Below are 18,692 nucleotides of genomic sequence, written 5' to 3'. Positions count from 1 at the left end.
TCAAATTCTTGGTGCAGCTCAGGCCGCAGCGTTGTCGCGGCGCCCACGGCCACCACGATCACCACCGCCGCTGCTCTCGCCTTCAGCCATTCTCTTGTCCTGGGCCATCGGATCGTGCTCGAGGATCTCGCCCTTGAAGATCCAGACCTTGACGCCGCAGGTGCCGAAGGTGGTGAACGCGGTCGCAACGCCGTAGTCGATGTCGGCGCGCAGCGTGTGCAGCGGCACGCGACCTTCGCGGTACCACTCCATGCGCGCGATTTCCGCACCGCCCAGACGACCCGAGCAGTTGATGCGGATGCCTTCCGCGCCGAGACGCATCGCCGACTGAACGGCGCGCTTCATGGCGCGGCGGAACGCCACGCGGCGCTCCAACTGCTGCGCGATCGATTCCGCCACCAGCGTCGCATCGAGCTCCGGCTTGCGGATCTCGACGATGTTGATGACGACGTCGGACGAGGTAATGTCCGCGACCTTCTTGCGCAGCTTGTCGATGTCGGCGCCCTTCTTGCCGATCACCACGCCCGGACGAGCCGAGTGGATGGTGACGCGACACTTCTTGTGCGGACGCTCGATCACGATGCGGGCGACGGCCGCCTGCTTGAGCTCCTTGTGCAGGATCTCGCGGATCTTGACGTCCTCATGCAGCAGCTTGCCGTATTCCTGCTTGCCGGCGAACCAGCGGGAATCCCAGGTCCGGTTGATGCCGAGACGCAGACCGATCGGATTGATCTTTTGACCCATCGTGTGCTCCTGCGTCCCTTAGGCCGCTGCTTCGGCTTCGACCTGACGAACGATGATCGTCAGCTGCGAAAATGGTTTGTAGACGCGACCCGAACGGCCACGGCCACGGGCGGCAAAGCGCTTCATCACGAGACCGTTGCCGACGAAGGCTTGCGCCACGACGAGATCGTCGACGTCGAGGTCGTGGTTGTTCTCGGCGTTGGCGATAGCCGATTCCAGGCACTTCTTCACGTCGACCGCGATCCGCTTGCGCGAAAACTGCAGATCGGCGAGCGCAGCAGCCGCCTTCCGGCCGCGAATGAGCTGGGCGACCAGGTTGAGCTTCTGCGGGCTCACCCGCAGCATCCGGGCGACCGCCTTGGCCTCGTTCTCGGCGAGGCTCCGTTCGCGCTTAGGTTTGCTCATCGTTTAATCCTCAAGCCTTCTTGGCTTTCTTGTCCCCGGAGTGGCCATGGAAGGTCCGGGTCGGCGAAAACTCGCCGAACTTGTGACCGACCATTTCCTCGTTGACGGCCACCGGGACGTGCTTCTGACCATTGTAGACACCGAAGGTCAGACCAACGAACTGCGGCAGGATCGTCGAACGACGGCTCCAGATCTTGATGACGTCGTGACGGCCGGACGCGCGCGCGGCATCTGCCTTCTTGAGCAGAGAACCCTCGACGAACGGGCCTTTCCAGACTGAACGAACCATGTCCGTCGTTCCTTACTTCTTCCGCTTGTGGCGGCTTAGGAGAATGAATTTGTTGGTCGACTTGTTGCTGCGGGTCTTCTTGCCCTTGGTTGGCTTGCCCCACGGAGTAACCGGGTGGCGACCGCCTGAGGTGCGACCTTCACCACCGCCGTGCGGATGGTCGATCGGGTTCATCGAAACGCCGCGGTTATGCGGCTTGCGGCCCAGCCAACGGTTGCGGCCGGCCTTGCCGATCGAGGTGTTCATGTGATCCGGGTTCGACACCGCGCCGATCGTGCCGCGGCAACGGCCGTGCACCAGGCGCTGCTCGCCCGAGTTCAGGCGGATGATCACGTAATCCTGGTCGCGGCCGACGAGCTGGGCGTAGGTACCAGCCGAACGGGCGAGCTGGCCGCCCTTCCCGATCTTGACCTCGATGTTGTGGATGATCGTGCCGACCGGCATGTTGCCGAGCGGCATCACGTTGCCCGGCTTCACGTCGACATAGTTGCCGGCAACCACGGAATCGCCGACGGCCAGGCGCTGCGGCGCCAGGATGTAGGCCTGGGTGCCGTCCTCGTACTTCACCAGCGCGATGAACGCGGTCCGGTTCGGATCGTACTCCAGCCGCTCGACCGTGGCGGGCGCATCGACCTTGTCGCGCTTGAAGTCGACGGTACGAAGCGTCCGCTTGTGACCGCCGCCGCGGAAGCGCACGGTGATGCGACCGGTGTTGTTGCGACCGCCCGAGGAGTGCTTGCCTTCGGTGAGCGCCTTGACCGGCTTGCCCTTGTACAGGGCCGAACGATCGACCATGACCAGCTGGCGCTGGCCCGGCGTCGTGGGATTGAATGTCTTCAGTGCCATCGTCGTACGACCTTACAGACCGGTGGTGACGTCGATCCTGTGGCCCTCTTCGAGGGTCACGATCGCGCGCTTGGTGTTCGACTGCGAACCGAGATTGCCGCGGAAGACCTTGGTCTTGCCCTTGCGGACCAGCGTGTTCACGCTCTTGACCTTGACGTCGAACAGCTTCTCGATCGCTTCCTTGATCTGCGGCTTGGTCGCCTTCGCGGCCACCTTGAACAGGACCTTGTTGTGCTCGGACGCCAACGTCGCCTTTTCGGTGACGACCGGAGCGACGATCACGTCGTAATGGCGAGGCTCGATGTTCTTCGTCATTTGAAGCGCGCCTCCAGCGCATCGATGGCGGCCTTGGTCAGAACAAGCTTCCGACGGCGCAGGATGTCATAGACGTTGATGCCCTGGACCGGCAGCACATCCATGTTCGGGATGTTGCGGGCCGCAGCGGCAAAGCCGTTGTTGAGCTCGGCACCATCGATGATCAGCGCGTTGGTCAAGCCGAGGCCCGAGAAGTGACCGAGCAGCGCCTTGGTCTTGGCGGCTTCCAGCGCAGCCTTGTCGATCACCAGGAGATCGCCGTCCTTGGCCTTGGCCGACAGCGCATGCTTGAGAGCAAGCGCGCGGACCTTCTTCGGCAGGTCGGTGGCGTGCGAACGCACCACCGGACCGAAGGCACGACCGCCGCCGCGGAACTGCGGCACGCGGGCCGAGCCGTGACGAGCACCGCCGGTGCCCTTTTGCTTGTACATCTTCTTGCCGGTACGCCAGATCTCGGCGCGGCCCTTGGCCTTGTGGGTGCCGGCCTGACGCTTGTTGAGCTGCCACTGCACGCAACGCGCAATGATGTCCTGGCGCGGCTCAAGGCCGAAAATGGCGTCGGAAAGCTGGACCGAGCCGGCTTCCTTACCTTCGAGGGTCGTGACCTTCAATTCCATCTCACGCCTCCTGCGCAGCCGGGGCGGCTTCCGCATCGCCAGCAACCTTGAACTTGCCGGGCTTCGGAGCTTCCTTCGGCAGCGGCTTTTTGACGGCGTCGCGCACGCGGATCCAGCCGCCCTTGGAGCCGGGAACGGCGCCTTCGACGAGGATCAGGCCGCGCTCGACATCGAGCTGAACGACTCGAAGGTTGAGCGTGGTGATGCGATCGACACCCATGTGGCCGGGCATCTTCTTGTTCTTCCAGGTCTTGCCGGGGTCCTGACGACCACCGGTCGAACCGATCGAACGGTGCGAGACCGACACACCGTGCGTGGCGCGAAGACCGCCGAAGTTCCAGCGCTTCATGCCGCCGGCAAAGCCCTTACCAACCGAGGTGCCGGTGACGTCGACGAACTGGCCGACGACGAAATGATCGGCGAGGATCTCGGCGCCAACGGGGATCATGGCATCCGCGGAGACGCGGAATTCCTCGACCTGCCGCTTCGGCTCGACCTTGGCGACCGCGAACTGGCCGCGCTCGGCCTTGGGCAAGTACACGGTCTTCCGGCTGCCAGAACCAAGCTGGAGCGCGACGTAACCGTTCTTCTCTTCAGTGCGGTGGCCTACGACCTGGCAATTGCCGAGCTTCAGCACGGTCACGGGGATATGTTCGCCGGCCTCCGTAAAGACCCGCGTCATCCCGACCTTTTGTGCGATCACTCCGGAGCGCATCGGCGTGCTTCCTGTTCTTTCTGTCCGCTAGTCGCGAACGTGATCCAAAAATCTTAGAGCTTGATCTCGACGTCGACACCGGCGGCCAGGTCGAGCTTCATCAAAGCATCGACAGTCTGCGGGGTCGGATCGACGATATCGAGCAGGCGCTTGTGGGTGCGCATCTCGAACTGCTCACGGCTCTTCTTGTCGACGTGAGGCGAACGGTTGACGGTGAACTTCTCGATGCGGGTGGGCAGCGGAATGGGTCCGCGGACCTGCGCGCCGGTGCGCTTCGCCGTGTTCACGATCTCGCGGGTCGACGTATCGAGGATACGATGGTCGAACGCCTTGAGACGGATACGAATGTTTTGGCCGTTCATTGCCGTGTCTTTCTTAGTGAGTGGCGAGTAGCGAACAGCGAATGGATTTCATCCACTCGCCACTCGCCATTCCCTATCGCGTGATTACTCGATGATCGAGGCGACGACGCCGGCGCCGACGGTGCGACCGCCTTCGCGGATCGCGAAGCGGAGCTTTTCTTCCATCGCGATCGGCACGATCAGGTGCACTTCCATCGCGATGTTGTCGCCCGGCATCACCATCTCGGTGCCTTCCGGCAGATGCACGACACCGGTCACGTCGGTGGTGCGGAAGTAGAACTGCGGACGGTAGTTGGTGAAGAACGGAGTGTGGCGACCGCCCTCTTCCTTGGTGAGGATGTACGCCTCAGCCTTGAACTTGGTGTGCGGCTTGACCGAACCCGGCTTGCACAGCACCTGGCCGCGCTCGACGTCCTCGCGCTTGGTACCGCGGAGCAGCGCACCGATGTTGTCGCCGGCCTGGCCCTGATCGAGCAGCTTGCGGAACATTTCGACGCCGGTGACGGTGGTCTTCTGGGTCGCGCGGAGACCGACGATCTCGATTTCCTCGCCGACCTTGACGATGCCGCGCTCGACACGGCCGGTCACGACGGTGCCGCGGCCCGAGATCGAGAACACGTCTTCAACCGGCATCAGGAACGGCTGGTCGATCGGACGCTCCGGCTGCGGGATGTATTCGTCGACGTTCTTCATCAGCTCGAGGATGGCATCGTGGCCGAGCTTCTTGTCGGAATCTTCGAGAGCGGCGAGCGCCGAGCCCTTGATGATCGGGATCTTGTCGCCCGGGAAGTCGTACTTCGAGAGCAGCTCGCGAACTTCGAGCTCGACGAGCTCGAGCAGTTCCGGATCGTCGACCATGTCGCACTTGTTGAGGAACACGACGAGCGCGGGCACGCCGACCTGGCGGGCGAGCAGGATGTGCTCGCGGGTCTGCGGCATCGGACCGTCAGCGGCCGACACGACCAGGATCGCACCGTCCATCTGGGCGGCACCGGTGATCATGTTCTTCACGTAGTCGGCGTGGCCGGGGCAGTCGACGTGGGCGTAGTGCCGGTTCGGCGTCTCGTACTCGACGTGCGCGGTCGAGATGGTGATGCCGCGCGCCTTCTCTTCCGGCGCCTTGTCGATCTGGTCGTACGCGGTGAACGTCGCGCCGCCGGCTTCGGCGAGGACCTTGGTGATCGCCGCGGTCAGCGACGTCTTGCCATGGTCGACGTGACCAATGGTGCCGATGTTGCAGTGCGGCTTGTTACGTTCAAACTTTGCTTTGGCCATTTGACTCTCCGTTCAATCGTCAGCTCTAGACCGACGACAATCAGGCAAACTTCTTCTGGACTTCTGCCGACACGTTGGCCGGCGCTTCTGCGTAGTGGTCGAATTGCATGGTGAAGGTTGCGCGACCCTGGCTCATCGAGCGCAGGTTATTCACGTAACCGAACATGTTCATGAGCGGCACCATCGCGTTGATGACGTTGGCGTTGCCGCGCATGTCTTGACCCTGGATCTGACCGCGCCGCGAATTCAGGTCGCCAATGACCGAGCCGGTATAGTCTTCCGGGGTCACCACTTCGACCTTCATGATCGGCTCAAGCAGGACGGACTTGCCCTTCTGCAGCGCTTCGCGGAACGCCGCGCGCGATGCGATTTCGAAGGCGAGCGCCGACGAGTCGACGTCGTGGTACTTGCCGTCGACGAGCTGAACCTTGACGTCGACCACGGGGAAGCCCGCGACCACGCCAGAGCTCATCACGCTGTTGAGGCCCTTTTCGACGCCGGGGATGTATTCCTTCGGAACCGCACCGCCGACAATCTTGGACTCGAACTCGTAGCCCTTGCCGGGCTCGTTCGGCTCGACCACGATCGACACTTCCGCGAACTGACCGGTACCGCCGGTCTGCTTCTTGTGGGTGTACTTGACCTCGGCCTTCTTGGTGACGCGCTCACGGAACGCCACCTGCGGCGCGCCGATGTTTGCGTCGACCTTGTAGGTACGACGGAGGATGTCGACCTTGATGTCGAGGTGGAGTTCGCCCATGCCCTTGAGGATGGTCTGGCCGGACTCCTGGTCGGTCGACACGCGGAAGGACGGATCCTCCGCGGCGAGCTTGGCCAGAGCCACGCCCAGCTTTTCCTGGTCGGCCTTGGACTTCGGCTCGATCGCGATCTCGATGACCGGCTCGGGGAATTCCATCTTCTCGAGGATCACCTGCTTGTCGGGATCGCACAGCGTGTCACCGGTGCGCGCTTCCTTCAGGCCGGCCAGCGCGACGATGTCGCCGGCATAGGCCTCCTTGATGTCTTCGCGGTTGTTCGCATGCATCAGCAGCATGCGCCCGATGCGCTCCTTCTTCTCACGCGTCGAATTCACGACGCCGGTGCCGCTCTGCAGGACGCCGGAGTAGATGCGGCAGAAGGTGATGGTGCCGACGAACGGGTCGTCCATGATCTTGAACGCGAGCAGCGCGAGCGGCTCCTTGTCGTCGGCCTTGCGCACGACCTCGTTGCCACGGTCGTCGGTGCCCTTGATCGCGGGCACGTCGATCGGCGACGGCAGGTAGTCGACGACGGCGTCGAGCAGCGGCTGCACGCCCTTGTTCTTGAAGGCCGAGCCGCACAGCACGGGATAGAACGCACCGGTCAGCACCGCCTTGCGGATCAGCCGCTTCAGCGTCGCTTCGTCCGGCTCGTTGCCGTCGAGGAAGGCAGCCAAAGCCTCGTCGTCGAGCTCGACGGCGGCTTCCACCATCTTCTCGCGGTATTCTTTGGCCTGGTCGACGAGGTCTTCCGGAATGTCGACATAATCGAACTTTGCGCCGAGCGACTCGTCGTTCCAGACGATGCCCTTCATCTTCACAAGGTCGACGAGACCCTTGAAGTTGTTCTCGGCACCGATCGGAAGCTGGATCGCGATCGGCTTGGCGCCGAGACGGTCGACGATGTCGGCCAGACACTTGAAGAAGTCAGCGCCAGTCTTGTCCATCTTGTTGGCGAAGACGATCCGCGGAACCCTGTACTTGTCACCCTGGCGCCAGACGGTCTCGGTCTGGGGTTCGACGCCCTGGTTCGAGTCGAGCACGCAGACGGCGCCGTCGAGCACGCGCAGCGAACGCTCGACTTCGATGGTGAAGTCGACGTGGCCGGGGGTGTCGATAATGTTCAGACGCTTGCCGGCCCAGAACGCGGTGGTCGCAGCCGACGTGATCGTGATGCCACGCTCCTGCTCCTGCTCCATCCAGTCCATCGTCGCGGCACCTTCGTGCACTTCGCCGATCTTATGGCTCTTGCCCGTGTAATACAGGATGCGCTCGGTCGTCGTGGTCTTGCCGGCGTCGATATGCGCCATAATACCGAAGTTACGGTAGTCTTCGATGGCATGTTGGCGGGGCATAGGTCGTTCCTTGCGAGTCCGAGTGTGTCGCCGTTACCAGCGATAGTGCGAGAAGGCACGATTGGCTTCCGCCATCCGGTGCACGTCTTCACGCTTCTTGACGGCGTTGCCACGATTGTTCGACGCATCCAGGAGCTCGGCAGAGAGCCGCTCGGTCATCGTCTTCTCGTTGCGCTCGCGCGCAGCCGAGATCAGCCAGCGAATGCCCAGCGCCTGACGGCGCACCGAGCGAACCTCGACCGGAACCTGGTAGGTCGCGCCGCCGACGCGGCGGGAGCGAACCTCGATCGTCGGCATGACGTTCTCGAGCGCCTGCTCGAACACGCCGAGCGGGCTCTGCTTGGTCTTGGCTTCGATGAGACCGAACGCACCGTAAACGATGCCTTCCGCGACCGACTTCTTGCCGGCGTACATCACCGAGTTCATGAACTTCGTGACGATGATGTTCCCGAACTTCGGATCCGGGAGAACTTCGCGCTTTTCCGCTGAGTGGCGACGAGACATGGAGCTGGTTCCCGCTTACTTCGGACGCTTGGCGCCGTACTTCGAACGACGCTGCTTACGGTTCTTGACGCCCTGGGTATCCAGAACGCCGCGGAGGATGTGGTAGCGAACGCCGGGCAAATCCTTGACGCGGCCGCCGCGGATCATGACCACCGAGTGCTCCTGGAGGTTATGGCCCTCGCCGGGGATGTAGCCGATCACCTCGAAGCCGTTGGTCAGGCGCACCTTGGCAACCTTACGAAGCGCCGAGTTCGGCTTCTTCGGGGTCGTGGTGTAGACACGCGTGCAAACACCACGCTTCTGCGGCGACTGCTGCAGCGCCGGCACCTTCTTGCGCGACTTCTGCACTTCCCGCGGTTGAGCGATCAGCTGGTTGATCGTCGGCATTCTGGCCTTCACCCTTTTTCTGCCGCGGCCCCTTTCGGGTCCGCAAATTCTTTCGAGCTCCCTGCCCGACGAGGCCACTTCGTGCAGAACAAACCGCACAAAGCGAAATTGCGCCAACCACTCCATCACTGAGCGGAAAGCGTTACGACGCCACAGAGGACCGCAGTTTTCAGGCCAATCGGCATAAAGCCGTGGCCTGCGCACCGAGGTCATGCATCCGAATTCGATCTCAAGAGAGCGAGCTCAAGAGAACTAAAATCGCACTGGCATTGCCTAGCTATGATCGACAGCGTTTGAGCGGCATTCGTCGAGGTTGGTGCCTGTCTTCAGCGATCCTTTGGGATCCGATCCCGAGGGATCAACAGGTGGCCCGTTCCGACGTTGGCGATGCTCACCGCCTGTCGTTAAGTGAGGCGCTTTCTATAAGTGGGAATCGATCAAGTCAAGGCGAAACGACAGTCACAAAGCGCTTCTCGCACCTATGGAATTTACCCGTTCGCCGCACTGATCACGCCTCGCGTGATATAGGAACGGTACGCCGGTTCCGCCACCTCAATCTATATTATACCCGGGCGAAATGTACTTTTATAACCTTCACTAAGGCTTTCTTGTCCGTTGATGCGGCAATCTGCCGCCTTCGGCAGAGATTCACGCCATGCGCTACACCGACATTGCCATCATCGGCGGAGGATTGTCCGGCTCTACCGCCGCCGCAATGTTCGGCCGCGCCGGCATTTGGGCAGTGCTGGTCGATCCGCATGAGCGCTATCCGGCGGACTTTCGAGTCGAAAAACTCGGCGATCACGCCCAGGTCGAGCGATTCCTGAGGACCGGAATCGGAGAATCGGTGCTGCGCCGGGCGACGTTCGCCGGCGAGAACTGGATCGCGCGATTCGGTCGCCTGCTCGACAAGGCGCCGAGCGCCCCAGCGACCGCATCCCCTACATCACGCTGTTTCCGATCGGCACGCGGATGCGGGCAAATCTGTTCGTCTATCGCGGCTTCGACGATCCCTGGCTGCGCGAGCTTCGCCGTGCACCCGCCGAGACGCTGGACGCCGCCCTGCCCCGGCTCAAGCGCATCACGGGCGCATTCGATATCCAAGGCGAGCAGAAGATTCGCCCGGTTGATCTCTACGTGAACGATGCAAGCGGCCAGCCTGGCCTCGTGCTGGTCGGGGATGCGTTCTCGACCTCATGCCCTGTCGCCGGCACCGGCTGCGACAAGGTCTTCACCGACGTCGAGCGGCTCTGCAACGTCTACATCCCGCGATGGCTCGCGTCCGACGGGATGGACGCGGACAAGATCGCGGTCTTCTACGCCGATCCGGTCAAACGGGATTGCGACGACTGGGCGGCCGCGAAGGCATTCGACTTCCGCTCGGTTTCGATCGGCACCAGCCCCTACAGGACGGCGCAGCGCTGAGCGCGCTTCATCGCATGGTCGGTTCAGGGGCTCGTACGGCCACTTGGAGGCGCCTTCCATCTGGAGCCGAACTTCCTCGGTCACTCCTCCCCGTCGTCCTCGTCCTCATCATCATCATCATCGAGGTCGTCGTCATCATCGTCGGTGTCGTCATCGGCCTGAGCCGCCGCTTCGTGCGGCTGGTGGGTCTGGTCGTTCCACAATTTGCGGTAGGTTCCGTTCCTGGCGAGCAGCTCGGCATGGGAGCCGCGTTCGATCGCCCTGCCCCCTGAAATCACGATGATCTCGTCCATCTCGACCACCGAACTCAGGCGATGGGTCGACCAGATCATGGTGCGGCCCTTGGCGACCTTGAGCAGTGTGCGGTTGATCGCGGCCTCCGTGGTCTGGTCGAGCGCCGAAGTCGCCTCGTCGAGCAGCAGCACGGACGGATTGCGGATGACCGCGCGTGCGATCGCAATGCGCTGGCGCTGGCCGCCCGACAAGGTATCGCCGCGCTCGCCGACGGGCGTGTCGTATCGCTGCGGCAGACTCATGATGTAGCGGTGGATCTCGGCCTTCCTGGCGGCCTCCTCCACCTCCTCGTCGGTCGCGCCTTCCTTGCCGAGCCGGATGTTCTCGCGGATCGACATGTTGAACAGCATGTTCTCCTGGAACACCACCGCCATGCTCCGGCGCAGCGAATCCAGCGTCACCTTGCGGACGTCGACGCCGTCGATGGTGACGCGGCCCTCATCAGGCACGTAGAGCCGCAGGATCAGATTGAGCAGCGTGCTCTTGCCGGAGCCCGAGGGGCCGACGATGGCGATACGCTTGCCGACATCGAGCTTGAGGCTGAGATTGTCCAGCACCGGCGTCTGGCTGCCCTCGTACTGGAACGTTACTCGGTCGAAGGTGATGTCGTGGGTCACGCGCGGCAGATCGGGTGCGCCGGGCCGATCGGCACTGCGCGTCGGTTCGTCGAGCAGTTCCTGCATGTGGCGGATCGCGGCGGCCGAGGAGATCGACACCGGAACGAAGTGCATGACGTGGGCGATGTTGTAGGACACTTCCCAGAACGCGCTCTCGAAGGTCACGAAGGTGCCGATGGTGATCTGCCCCTTGGTTGCCAGATAGGCGCCGATCGCGAGCACCACGATGTGCAACAGCAATACCGAGATGGTGACCGTCCTCTCCACCATAGTGGAGAGGAACGCGGCCGAGGCCATCTTGTTGCGGGTCTCGTCGTTGCGGAAGGTGAAGAAGCCGAACATCCGGCGTTGCAGGCTGAACGCCTTGATCACCGCCTGCGCGGCGACGTTTTCCTGCACCATGCCAAGCAGCGCGCTCTCGTTGAGCTTCTGCTCGTAATTGGCCTGCACCGCCTTCGGCGTGAGCATGCGCGGACCGATCAGCGTGATCGGAAACACCAGCAGCGCGACCACCGCGAGCTGCCAGTTCAGAAACACCATCAGGATGATGCCCGCAATCAACTCCAGGAACGGCAGAGCCGCACTGTTGGCGAAGGTCTTGACCGAACCCTCGAAGGCCGCAAGGTCGACGGAAAAGCGCGACAGTATCTCGCCGCGCTTGGTCCGCCCGAAATACGCCGCCGGCAGGTCCTGAACATGCTCGAACAGGCGCTTGCGGACGTCGGAGATGATGCAGGCGGCCAGCCGCGCGTCCCAGCGCTCGTACCAGACCGCGACGATGGAGGTGAAGATGCCGGCGACCGCGAGCACGCCGAGGATCTTGTAAAGCGCATGGAAATCCTCCTCGCCGAGAGCGTCGTCGATCAGGTACTTTAGGCTGAGCGGCATGATGACATTGAACAGCGTCTCGACGAAGACGCCGAACGCCACGAATGACAGCATCCGCTTGTAGTTGGACAGAAAGGGTTTGACGAAACCGAGGATGGTGGCGAGCGCGCCGGCGGCCTCGCGCGCGGTAAAGACGACGAGGTCCTCGTCCTCATCGTCGTCATCGAGCTCAAGCTCGTCATCCTCCTCGTCTTCATCGTCTTCGAGGTCGGGCTTGGCGGCGGCGAGCTTCTTGTCGAGCTCAGCCGCCTCTTCCGCAGCGAGCTTCTTTTCGTCGGGAGAGGGAGGCCTGGACGTCATGAAACCAACCGATGCTGACGGCCGGCATGACCGCAGAGAAAGCAGGAAATAGCGGCAACCGCTATTGCACCGATTCTATGCGATCAGGATGAATTCGGCAAAGCAATTGGCGAATCCGGTGCGCCCCGAAAGGCTAGTCGTCGTCCCCGTCCTCGACTTTGTCGAAGAACGAATAACGCAAGCTGTCGGCGTCGGCGTACCACTGGCCCGGGCCCTTGTTGGCCGCGAGCGTCGCTTCCCACAGTGCATCGGCGCAGTCCTTGCGGTGCATCGACAAGTCGAAGCCGTTGCCGAAGAACAGTTCGGACCATTCCCACCAGGTGCCGAGCTTCTTGACCCCGCGCAGCAGGTCGTAGCGGTCGATCACGGCCGAGGCCATGTCCGAGGTGATCGAGCCGAACACGAGACCGGTCCTGACCACGCGGTTGAGCTCGCGGATCGCGCGGACCACCTGCTTCGGGGAAACATGGCAGAGGCTGGTCTCGAACACGAAGTCGAACGTGCCGTCCTTGAACGGCATGTCGGTGATCGAGCCAAGCTTGTTGTACTTCTTCAGAGCCTTCGGCGTCTTGGCGTGGATAGCGCGGTTGTTCTCGATGCCCCAGGCATCGATGCCGCGCTCGCGCAGTGCGCCGACCAGTTCGCCGCTGGCCGAGCCCGCGATCAACAGCCTGGCGCCCTTGGCCTTGCCCCAGACGATGCCGATCAGCTTTGTGAGATAGTCGGGATCCGTGAAATGCCGCCACGCCTCGCTATAGGGGCCGAGGCCGCGATAATTCTCGAAATACTCGCGATCAATCTTGTCCGACAGCGGCTTGCCGTCCTGCGCACGCTCCCGGCGCAGCCGCATCATCTCCGTCAGGATGATGTCGGTTGCCGCGTCCGACGAATCGAGCAGCCCGTTCAGGGTCGAGTCGAACAGATAGTCGCCGACCACCACGATGCCGGGATGCTCCTTCGGCTCGGGCCGGTGATTGGTCATGACATCGCGCACGGGCATACCGCCTGGAATCGCGTTCACCGACGACAGCCAGCGATGGATCTTGCCTTCCATGAAATGCGCTCGCGCATCTCCGAACGAGGCCGGCAGCGATTTCAGCGCAGCGTCGATCAGCTCCTGGTCCGAGAGATTCGCGAAGGCCAGCGCATCCGAGCCGGGAATGAGCCAGTTCAGGACGCCATGCTTGCCGACATCGTGGCGCGCGCCTTCATTGTAGACGCAGCAGCCGCCGAAGGCCTCCGACATGAACCAGGCGCCGGGAATCTTCTCGCCCCAGAACGGCGTGTCGAACAGGATCGAGACGCGCAGGTAGTGTGCGGGACGATCGAAGTACGAGACGTGCTTGACCATCGACTTGCGAAGCTGCTCGCCTTCCCAGCCGACGGTGGCGAGCCAGGAATGCGGCAGGCAGACCAGCACGAGGTCGAAATCGCGCGTATCCGGCCCCTTGCCGTTCATCATCTTGAGCTGGTAGCGGCCGGTCGGCGCCTTGCCGACGGCGAGCACGCGATGATTGAGCTGGATGTCGGCATTGACCTCCGACTGCAGGCACTCGATCAGCTGCTCGTTGCCGTTCTGGATGGAGTAGAGGCCGATATAGCCGTCGACATCCATCAGGTAGTTCTTCAGCGCGTTGAGGCCGTTGGTGTTGTGGCTTTCGGTCGCGATGTCCGAGCGCGCCATCACCTTGAAGAAGCGCTTTGCGGTTTCGTCCTCGACCTCCTCGTCGAGCACCTGTTCGGCGGTCTTGTAGGCCCAGGGGTTCTCGTTGTCGTGCGCGCCGACGCCCTCGTAATACTCGATCGGCGACAGCGCCTCGGCGCAGCGCTTGCGGAACGCCTCGATCGCGGCCGCGGTCTTGGCGCCGTATTTGCGGCGCATGCCTGCGACGTCGTTGAGGAGTTCACCGCCGAACTGGACCTGCTCGGCGTCCATCGGAATGGTCTGAAGTCCGAAATGCTGGATCAGCTCGCGCAGCGGATCGGGACCGGTCATCGAGTAGTCGTAGATCTCGGCAACGCCGGCTTCGTACATCGCGGGTGCGGAATCGAATTTGCGCGTGACGATCTTGCCGCCGAGTCGATCCGAGGCCTCATAGATGGTGACGCGACAGAGGTCGCCGAGCTTACGCTTCAGGTACCAGGCGCTCATCAGCCCGCCGGGGCCGCCGCCTACGATTGCGAGATCAAGCATGTGCGTTCCGTGGTCTCCGGCCCTGCCCCCACGTCACGGGACCGCCGTCTAAGCTCCCCTAGCAGAAGCGCTTTTGCGCCTGAAGGAAAGATGAACAAAGGTTGATCCTGCACCGCAACAGGGAAACAAAGCAGCAAAAAGGCCGGCTTGCGCCGGCCTTTTCATTGTCCTCGGTATTCCTACGGATGAACGATTATTCCGCAGGCGGGAGCGCAGGAAGTTCAGCCTCCGGAGCCGGCGACACGACGGCCGCCTGCTTCTCGCGCTCGTCCAGGATCATCTTGTCGCGCTTCATCGCGACTTCGCGGATCTTGGCCATGGAGGCGCCGGTGCCCGCCGGGATCAGCCGGCCGACGATGACGTTCTCCTTGAGGCCTTCGAGCGGATCGACCTTGCCGTTGACCGCCGCTTCCGTGAGGACGCGCGTGGTCTCCTGGAACGAGGCCGCCGAGAAGAAGGAACGGGTCTGGAGGCTCGCCTTGGTGATGCCGAGCAGAACCGGCGTACCCGTGGCGATCTTCTTGCCCTCTTCCTTGGCCTTCTCGTTCAGCACGTCGAACTCGATCTTGTCGACCTGCTCGCCGGAGATCATGTCCGTGTCGCCCTGGTCGGTGACTTCCACCTTCTGGAGCATCTGACGGACAATCACCTCGATGTGCTTGTCGTTGATGAGCACGCCCTGGAGCCGGTAGACCTCCTGGATCTCGTTGACCAGATAGGCCGCGAGCTCCTCGATGCCCTTGACCGCGAGAATGTCGTGCGGCGCCGGGTTGCCTTCCACGATGAAGTCGCCCTTTTCGACGACGTCGCCGTCCTGAAGGTGGATGTGCTTGCCCTTCGGGATCAGGTACTCGCGTGCCTCGTCGGTCTTGTCCATCGGCTCGATCGAGATGCGACGCTTGTTCTTGTAGTCGCGCCCGAACCGGATGGTGCCCGCGATTTCGGCGATGATCGCCGCATCCTTCGGACGCCGAGCCTCGAACAGTTCCGCCACCCGCGGCAGACCGCCGGTGATGTCACGCGTCTTGGCGCTTTCGGTCGAGACACGGGCGAGGATGTCACCCGTATTGACCTTGGCTCCGACGTCGACCGAGAGAATGGCGTCGACCGACAGCATGTAGCGGGCATCGCCGCCACGGGCGAGCTTGAGCACCTTGCCGTCCTTGCCCTTGACCACGATGGCCGGACGCAAGTCCGCACCGCCGCGGGTCGAGCGCCAGTCGATGACCACGCGCTTGGCGATACCGGTGGCTTCGTCCAGCGTTTCCGAGATCGACTGCCCTTCGACCAGATCTTCGAAGCCGATCGTACCTTCGACTTCGGTGAGCAGCGGACGGGTGTAGGGATCCCACTCGACGATGCGCTGGCCGCGCTTGACCATGTCGCCCTCATCGATGTGCAGGCGCGAGCCGTACTGAATACGGTGCGTCGCACGCTCGGTGCCGTCGGCATCGACGATCGCCACCACCATGTTGCGCACCATCGCCACCAGATGACCTTCGCTGTTGCGGGCGATGGCCTTGTTCCTGATCACGATCTTGCCGTCGAAGTTGGATTCGACGAACGACTGCTCGTTGAGCTGCGCCGCACCGCCGATGTGGAAGGTGCGCATGGTGAGCTGGGTGCCCGGCTCGCCGATCGACTGCGCCGCGATGACGCCGACCGCTTCGCCGTGGTTGACCGGCGTGCCGCGGGCCAGATCGCGGCCGTAGCACTTGCCACAGATGCCGTTGACGAGTTCGCAGGTCAGCGCCGAGCGGATCTTCACCTCCTGCACACCACCCTGGTGGATGGCGTCCAGATGGCTCTCTTCCATCAGCGTATCGCGCTTGATGATCACCTTGCCGGAGCTGTCACGGATGTCTTCGCAGGCCGTGCGTCCGAGGATGCGCGAGCCGAGCGAAGCGACCACGGTGCCGGCATCGACGATGGCGCGCATCTTGATGCCGAGCTTGGTGCCGCAGTCGTCCTGCGTGATGATGCAGTCCTGCGCGACGTCGACCAGACGACGGGTCAGGTAGCCGGAGTTCGCGGTCTTCAACGCGGTGTCCGCGAGGCCCTTGCGGGCGCCGTGGGTCGAGTTGAAGTACTCTAGCACCGAGAGGCCTTCCTTGAAGTTCGAGATGATCGGCGTCTCGATGATCTCACCCGACGGCTTGGCCATCAGGCCGCGCATGCCGGCGAGCTGGCGCATTTGGGCCGGCGAACCGCGCGCACCGGAGTGCGCCATCATGTAGATCGAGTTGATGTCGGCATCCGCCCCGCTCGCCGTCTTCTTGGTCGAGGAGATCTCCTTCATCATCGCCTTGGCGATTTCCTCGGTCGCCTTCGACCAGGCGTCGACGACCTTGTTGTACTTCTCGCCGTGGGTGATCAGACCGTCGTTGTACTGCTGCTCGAAATCCTTCGCCAGCGTACGGGTGGTGTCGACGATCTTCCACTTGGAGTTCGGCACGACCATGTCGTCCTTGCCGAACGAGATGCCGGCCTTGAACGCGTTGTAGAAGCCGAGCGCCATGATGCGGTCGCAGAAGATCACCGTCTCCTTCTGACCGCAGTGGCGATAGACCTGGTCGATCACGCCCGAGATCTCGCGCTTGGTCATCAGCTTGTTGATGATCTCGTACGAAATCCGCGGGTTCTTCGGCAGCAGATTGCCGAGCATGACGCGGCCGGCCGTGGTCTCGATCCAGCGCGTCGAGACCTTGCCGGTCTCGTCCATGCCCTGCCACCGATACTTGATCTTGGTGTGGAGGTGGATGACCTTCGCATGCAGGGCATGCTCGAGCTCAGCCATCTCGCCGAAGATCTTGCCCTCGCCGGGCAGGCCTTCGCGCATGATCGAGACGTAGTAGAGACCGAGCACGATGTCCTGCGACGGCACGATGATCGGCTGGCCGTTCGCCGGATGCAGGATGTTGTTGGTCGACATCATCAGGACGCGCGCTTCCAGCTGCGCTTCGAGCGACAGCGGAACGTGCACGGCCATCTGGTCGCCGTCGAAGTCGGCGTTGAACGCGGCGCAGACCAGCGGGTGAAGCTGGATCGCCTTGCCCTCGATCAGCACGGGCTCGAACGCCTGGATGCCGAGGCGATGCAGCGTCGGCGCGCGGTTGAGCAGCACCGGATGCTCGCGGATCACCTCGTCCAGGATGTCCCAGACCTCGGGCCGTTCCTTCTCGACCAGCTTCTTGGCCTGCTTCACGGTGGTGGACAGGCCCTTGGCGTCGAGCCGCGAATAGATGAACGGCTTGAACAGCTCGAGCGCCATCTTCTTCGGCAGGCCGCACTGATGCAGGCGCAGCTCGGGACCGACCACGATCACCGAACGGCCCGAATAGTCGACGCGCTTGCCGAGCAGGTTCTGGCGGAAACGGCCCTGCTTGCCCTTGAGCATGTCGGCGAGCGACTTCAGCGGACGCTTGTTGGCACCGGTGATGACGCGGCCGCGGCGGCCGTTGTCGAACAGAGCATCGACCGCTTCCTGAAGCATGCGCTTCTCGTTGCGGATGATGATGTCCGGCGCGCGCAGCTCCATCAGCCGCTTCAAGCGGTTGTTGCGGTTGATGACGCGGCGATAGAGGTCGTTGAGGTCCGAAGTCGCGAAGCGGCCGCCGTCCAGCGGCACCAGCGGACGCAGGTCCGGCGGGATCACCGGGACCACGGTCATGATCATCCATTCCGGCTTGTTGCCGGAGTGGCGGAACGCTTCCACGATCTTCAGGCGCTTGGCGAGCTTCTTGTGCTTGATGTCGGAGTCGGTCTCCTGCATCTCGAGGCGCAAGGTGGCTTCGAGCTTCTCGAGGTCCATGCCCTTGAGCAGTTCGCGGATCGCTTCCGCGCCGATCATGGCGGTGAAGGAATCCTGGCCATACTCGTCCTGCGCCTTCAGATACTCGTCTTCCGACAGCAACTGACGGTCCTTGAGCGCGGTGAGACCCGGCTCGAGAACGACGTAATATTCGAAGTACAGGATCCGCTCGAGATCCTTCAGCGTCATGTCCAGCAGAAGGCCGATGCGCGAGGGCAGCGACTTCAGGAACCAGATGTGGGCGACGGGGGCCGCGAGTTCGATATGGCCCATGCGCTCGCGCCGGACGCGCGACAGCGTGACCTCGACCGAGCACTTCTCGCAGATGATGCCCTTGTACTTCATGCGCTTGTACTTGCCGCACAAGCACTCGTAGTCCTTGATCGGCCCGAAGATGCGGGCGCAGAACAGGCCGTCGCGCTCGGGCTTGAAGGTACGGTAGTTGATGGTCTCCGGCTTCTTGATCTCGCCGTAGGACCAGGACAGAATCTTCTCGGGAGACGCGATCGAAATCCGGATCTGGTCAAAGACCTGAGCCGGAGTCGTCGGGTTGAAGAGATTCATAATTTCTTGGTTCATCGTCTTCTCCTC

General features: G+C 62.7%; 16 protein-coding genes and 1 pseudogene. 1 reads left to right on the top strand and 16 read right to left on the bottom strand.

All coding sequences use genetic code 11. The features are described 5' to 3' along the window. Window positions 1-18: 18 nt before the first annotated feature. From rpsC to WHZ77_RS13410, 13 genes are all read right to left on the bottom strand, one after another. The gene (rpsC, locus tag WHZ77_RS13470) at window positions 19-744 is read right to left on the bottom strand and encodes a 30S ribosomal protein S3 (RefSeq protein WP_151649651.1); all 726 of its coding nucleotides are present in this window, start codon (window positions 742-744) and stop codon (window positions 19-21) included. 18 nt (window positions 745-762) lie between these two features. Next, complete coding sequence (gene rplV, locus WHZ77_RS13465; protein WP_008136353.1) at window positions 763-1,149, bottom strand: 50S ribosomal protein L22; 387 nt, start codon at window positions 1,147-1,149, stop codon at window positions 763-765. A 10-nt stretch (window positions 1,150-1,159) separates the two neighbouring features. Then, window positions 1,160-1,438 carry a 30S ribosomal protein S19 gene (gene rpsS / locus WHZ77_RS13460; protein ID WP_008136357.1) on the bottom strand — a complete coding sequence of 93 codons (279 nt, stop codon included), beginning with the start codon at window positions 1,436-1,438 and terminating at the stop codon, window positions 1,160-1,162. A gap of 12 nt (window positions 1,439-1,450) precedes the next feature. Next, window positions 1,451-2,284, bottom strand: coding sequence for a 50S ribosomal protein L2 (rplB, locus tag WHZ77_RS13455; RefSeq protein WP_007611609.1), 834 nt, complete (start codon window positions 2,282-2,284; stop codon window positions 1,451-1,453). 12 nt (window positions 2,285-2,296) lie between these two features. Next, entirely contained in the window at window positions 2,297-2,599 is a 303-nt protein-coding gene (locus tag WHZ77_RS13450) for a 50S ribosomal protein L23 (protein ID WP_011088149.1), read from the bottom strand. Further along, on the bottom strand, window positions 2,596-3,216 hold the full coding sequence (gene rplD / locus WHZ77_RS13445; RefSeq protein WP_375314086.1) for a 50S ribosomal protein L4: 621 nt from the start codon (window positions 3,214-3,216) through the stop codon (window positions 2,596-2,598). Before rplD ends, WHZ77_RS13450 begins: the two co-directional genes overlap by 4 nt. Window position 3,217: 1 nt before the next feature. Continuing rightward, entirely contained in the window at window positions 3,218-3,931 is a 714-nt protein-coding gene (gene rplC / locus WHZ77_RS13440) for a 50S ribosomal protein L3 (protein ID WP_015685401.1), read from the bottom strand. Between the two features lie 53 nt (window positions 3,932-3,984). Continuing rightward, window positions 3,985-4,293: a 30S ribosomal protein S10 gene (gene rpsJ / locus WHZ77_RS13435; RefSeq protein WP_002712302.1), complete on the bottom strand. Its 309-nt coding sequence runs from the start codon at window positions 4,291-4,293 to the stop codon at window positions 3,985-3,987. Between the two features lie 84 nt (window positions 4,294-4,377). Then, complete coding sequence (gene tuf, locus WHZ77_RS13430; protein WP_008136415.1) at window positions 4,378-5,568, bottom strand: elongation factor Tu; 1,191 nt, start codon at window positions 5,566-5,568, stop codon at window positions 4,378-4,380. 40 nt (window positions 5,569-5,608) lie between these two features. Then, a complete protein-coding gene (gene fusA / locus WHZ77_RS13425; RefSeq protein ID WP_375314085.1) occupies window positions 5,609-7,681 on the bottom strand; it encodes an elongation factor G in 2,073 nt (690 codons plus the stop codon). Between the two features lie 33 nt (window positions 7,682-7,714). Then, window positions 7,715-8,185, bottom strand: a complete 471-nt coding sequence (gene rpsG / locus WHZ77_RS13420) for a 30S ribosomal protein S7 (protein WP_041748231.1) — start codon at window positions 8,183-8,185, stop codon at window positions 7,715-7,717. Between the two features lie 15 nt (window positions 8,186-8,200). After that, the gene (gene rpsL / locus WHZ77_RS13415) at window positions 8,201-8,572 is read right to left on the bottom strand and encodes a 30S ribosomal protein S12 (RefSeq protein ID WP_007603006.1); all 372 of its coding nucleotides are present in this window, start codon (window positions 8,570-8,572) and stop codon (window positions 8,201-8,203) included. Between the two features lie 562 nt (window positions 8,573-9,134). Next, entirely contained in the window at window positions 9,135-9,332 is a 198-nt protein-coding gene (locus WHZ77_RS13410; RefSeq protein WP_375314893.1) for a hypothetical protein, read from the bottom strand. Here WHZ77_RS13410 and WHZ77_RS13405 point away from each other — a divergent pair. Continuing rightward, window positions 9,288-10,159 (top strand): annotated as a pseudogene (locus WHZ77_RS13405) (hypothetical protein). The gene WHZ77_RS13410 and the pseudogene WHZ77_RS13405 overlap by 45 nt on opposite strands. On the opposite strand, the gene WHZ77_RS13400 reads toward WHZ77_RS13405, so the two are convergent. The 3 genes from WHZ77_RS13400 to rpoC form a co-directional block, all read right to left on the bottom strand. Continuing rightward, entirely contained in the window at window positions 10,078-12,096 is a 2,019-nt protein-coding gene (locus WHZ77_RS13400) for an ABC transporter ATP-binding protein (RefSeq protein WP_375314084.1), read from the bottom strand. The pseudogene WHZ77_RS13405 and the gene WHZ77_RS13400 sit on opposite strands and share 82 nt — an antisense overlap. A gap of 133 nt (window positions 12,097-12,229) precedes the next feature. After that, a complete protein-coding gene (locus WHZ77_RS13395) occupies window positions 12,230-14,290 on the bottom strand; it encodes an FAD-dependent oxidoreductase (RefSeq protein ID WP_375314083.1) in 2,061 nt (686 codons plus the stop codon). 193 nt (window positions 14,291-14,483) lie between these two features. Next, window positions 14,484-18,680, bottom strand: a complete 4,197-nt coding sequence (rpoC, locus tag WHZ77_RS13390; RefSeq protein WP_375314082.1) for a DNA-directed RNA polymerase subunit beta' — start codon at window positions 18,678-18,680, stop codon at window positions 14,484-14,486. Window positions 18,681-18,692 lie beyond the last annotated feature (12 nt).

The organism is Bradyrhizobium sp. A5 (genome assembly GCF_042076515.1).
Taxonomy (GTDB): Bacteria; Pseudomonadota; Alphaproteobacteria; order Rhizobiales; family Xanthobacteraceae; genus Bradyrhizobium; species Bradyrhizobium cosmicum.
This window is presented reverse-complemented; position numbering and strand designations above follow the sequence as displayed.

What these genes read in the sequence shown, in the direction of transcription:
- rplB (WP_007611609.1), bottom strand. Translation starts at nt 2,284, where the DNA reads ATGGCACTGAAGACATTCAATCCCACGACGCCGGGCCAGCGCCAGCTG.
- rpsC (WP_151649651.1), bottom strand. Translation starts at nt 744, where the DNA reads ATGGGTCAAAAGATCAATCCGATCGGTCTGCGTCTCGGCATCAACCGG.
- rplC (WP_015685401.1), bottom strand. Translation starts at nt 3,931, where the DNA reads ATGCGCTCCGGAGTGATCGCACAAAAGGTCGGGATGACGCGGGTCTTT.
- rplV (WP_008136353.1), bottom strand. Translation starts at nt 1,149, where the DNA reads ATGAGCAAACCTAAGCGCGAACGGAGCCTCGCCGAGAACGAGGCCAAG.
- WHZ77_RS13410 (WP_375314893.1), bottom strand. Translation starts at nt 9,332, where the DNA reads ATGCGGATCGACCAGCACTGCCCAAATGCCGGCGCGGCCGAACATTGC.
- rpoC (WP_375314082.1), bottom strand. Translation starts at nt 18,680, where the DNA reads ATGAACCAAGAAATTATGAATCTCTTCAACCCGACGACTCCGGCTCAG.
- WHZ77_RS13395 (WP_375314083.1), bottom strand. Translation starts at nt 14,290, where the DNA reads ATGCTTGATCTCGCAATCGTAGGCGGCGGCCCCGGCGGGCTGATGAGC.
- rpsL (WP_007603006.1), bottom strand. Translation starts at nt 8,572, where the DNA reads ATGCCGACGATCAACCAGCTGATCGCTCAACCGCGGGAAGTGCAGAAG.
- tuf (WP_008136415.1), bottom strand. Translation starts at nt 5,568, where the DNA reads ATGGCCAAAGCAAAGTTTGAACGTAACAAGCCGCACTGCAACATCGGC.
- WHZ77_RS13450 (WP_011088149.1), bottom strand. Translation starts at nt 2,599, where the DNA reads ATGACGAAGAACATCGAGCCTCGCCATTACGACGTGATCGTCGCTCCG.
- rpsJ (WP_002712302.1), bottom strand. Translation starts at nt 4,293, where the DNA reads ATGAACGGCCAAAACATTCGTATCCGTCTCAAGGCGTTCGACCATCGT.
- rplD (WP_375314086.1), bottom strand. Translation starts at nt 3,216, where the DNA reads ATGGAATTGAAGGTCACGACCCTCGAAGGTAAGGAAGCCGGCTCGGTC.
- rpsS (WP_008136357.1), bottom strand. Translation starts at nt 1,438, where the DNA reads ATGGTTCGTTCAGTCTGGAAAGGCCCGTTCGTCGAGGGTTCTCTGCTC.
- rpsG (WP_041748231.1), bottom strand. Translation starts at nt 8,185, where the DNA reads ATGTCTCGTCGCCACTCAGCGGAAAAGCGCGAAGTTCTCCCGGATCCG.
- WHZ77_RS13400 (WP_375314084.1), bottom strand. Translation starts at nt 12,096, where the DNA reads ATGACGTCCAGGCCTCCCTCTCCCGACGAAAAGAAGCTCGCTGCGGAA.
- fusA (WP_375314085.1), bottom strand. Translation starts at nt 7,681, where the DNA reads ATGCCCCGCCAACATGCCATCGAAGACTACCGTAACTTCGGTATTATG.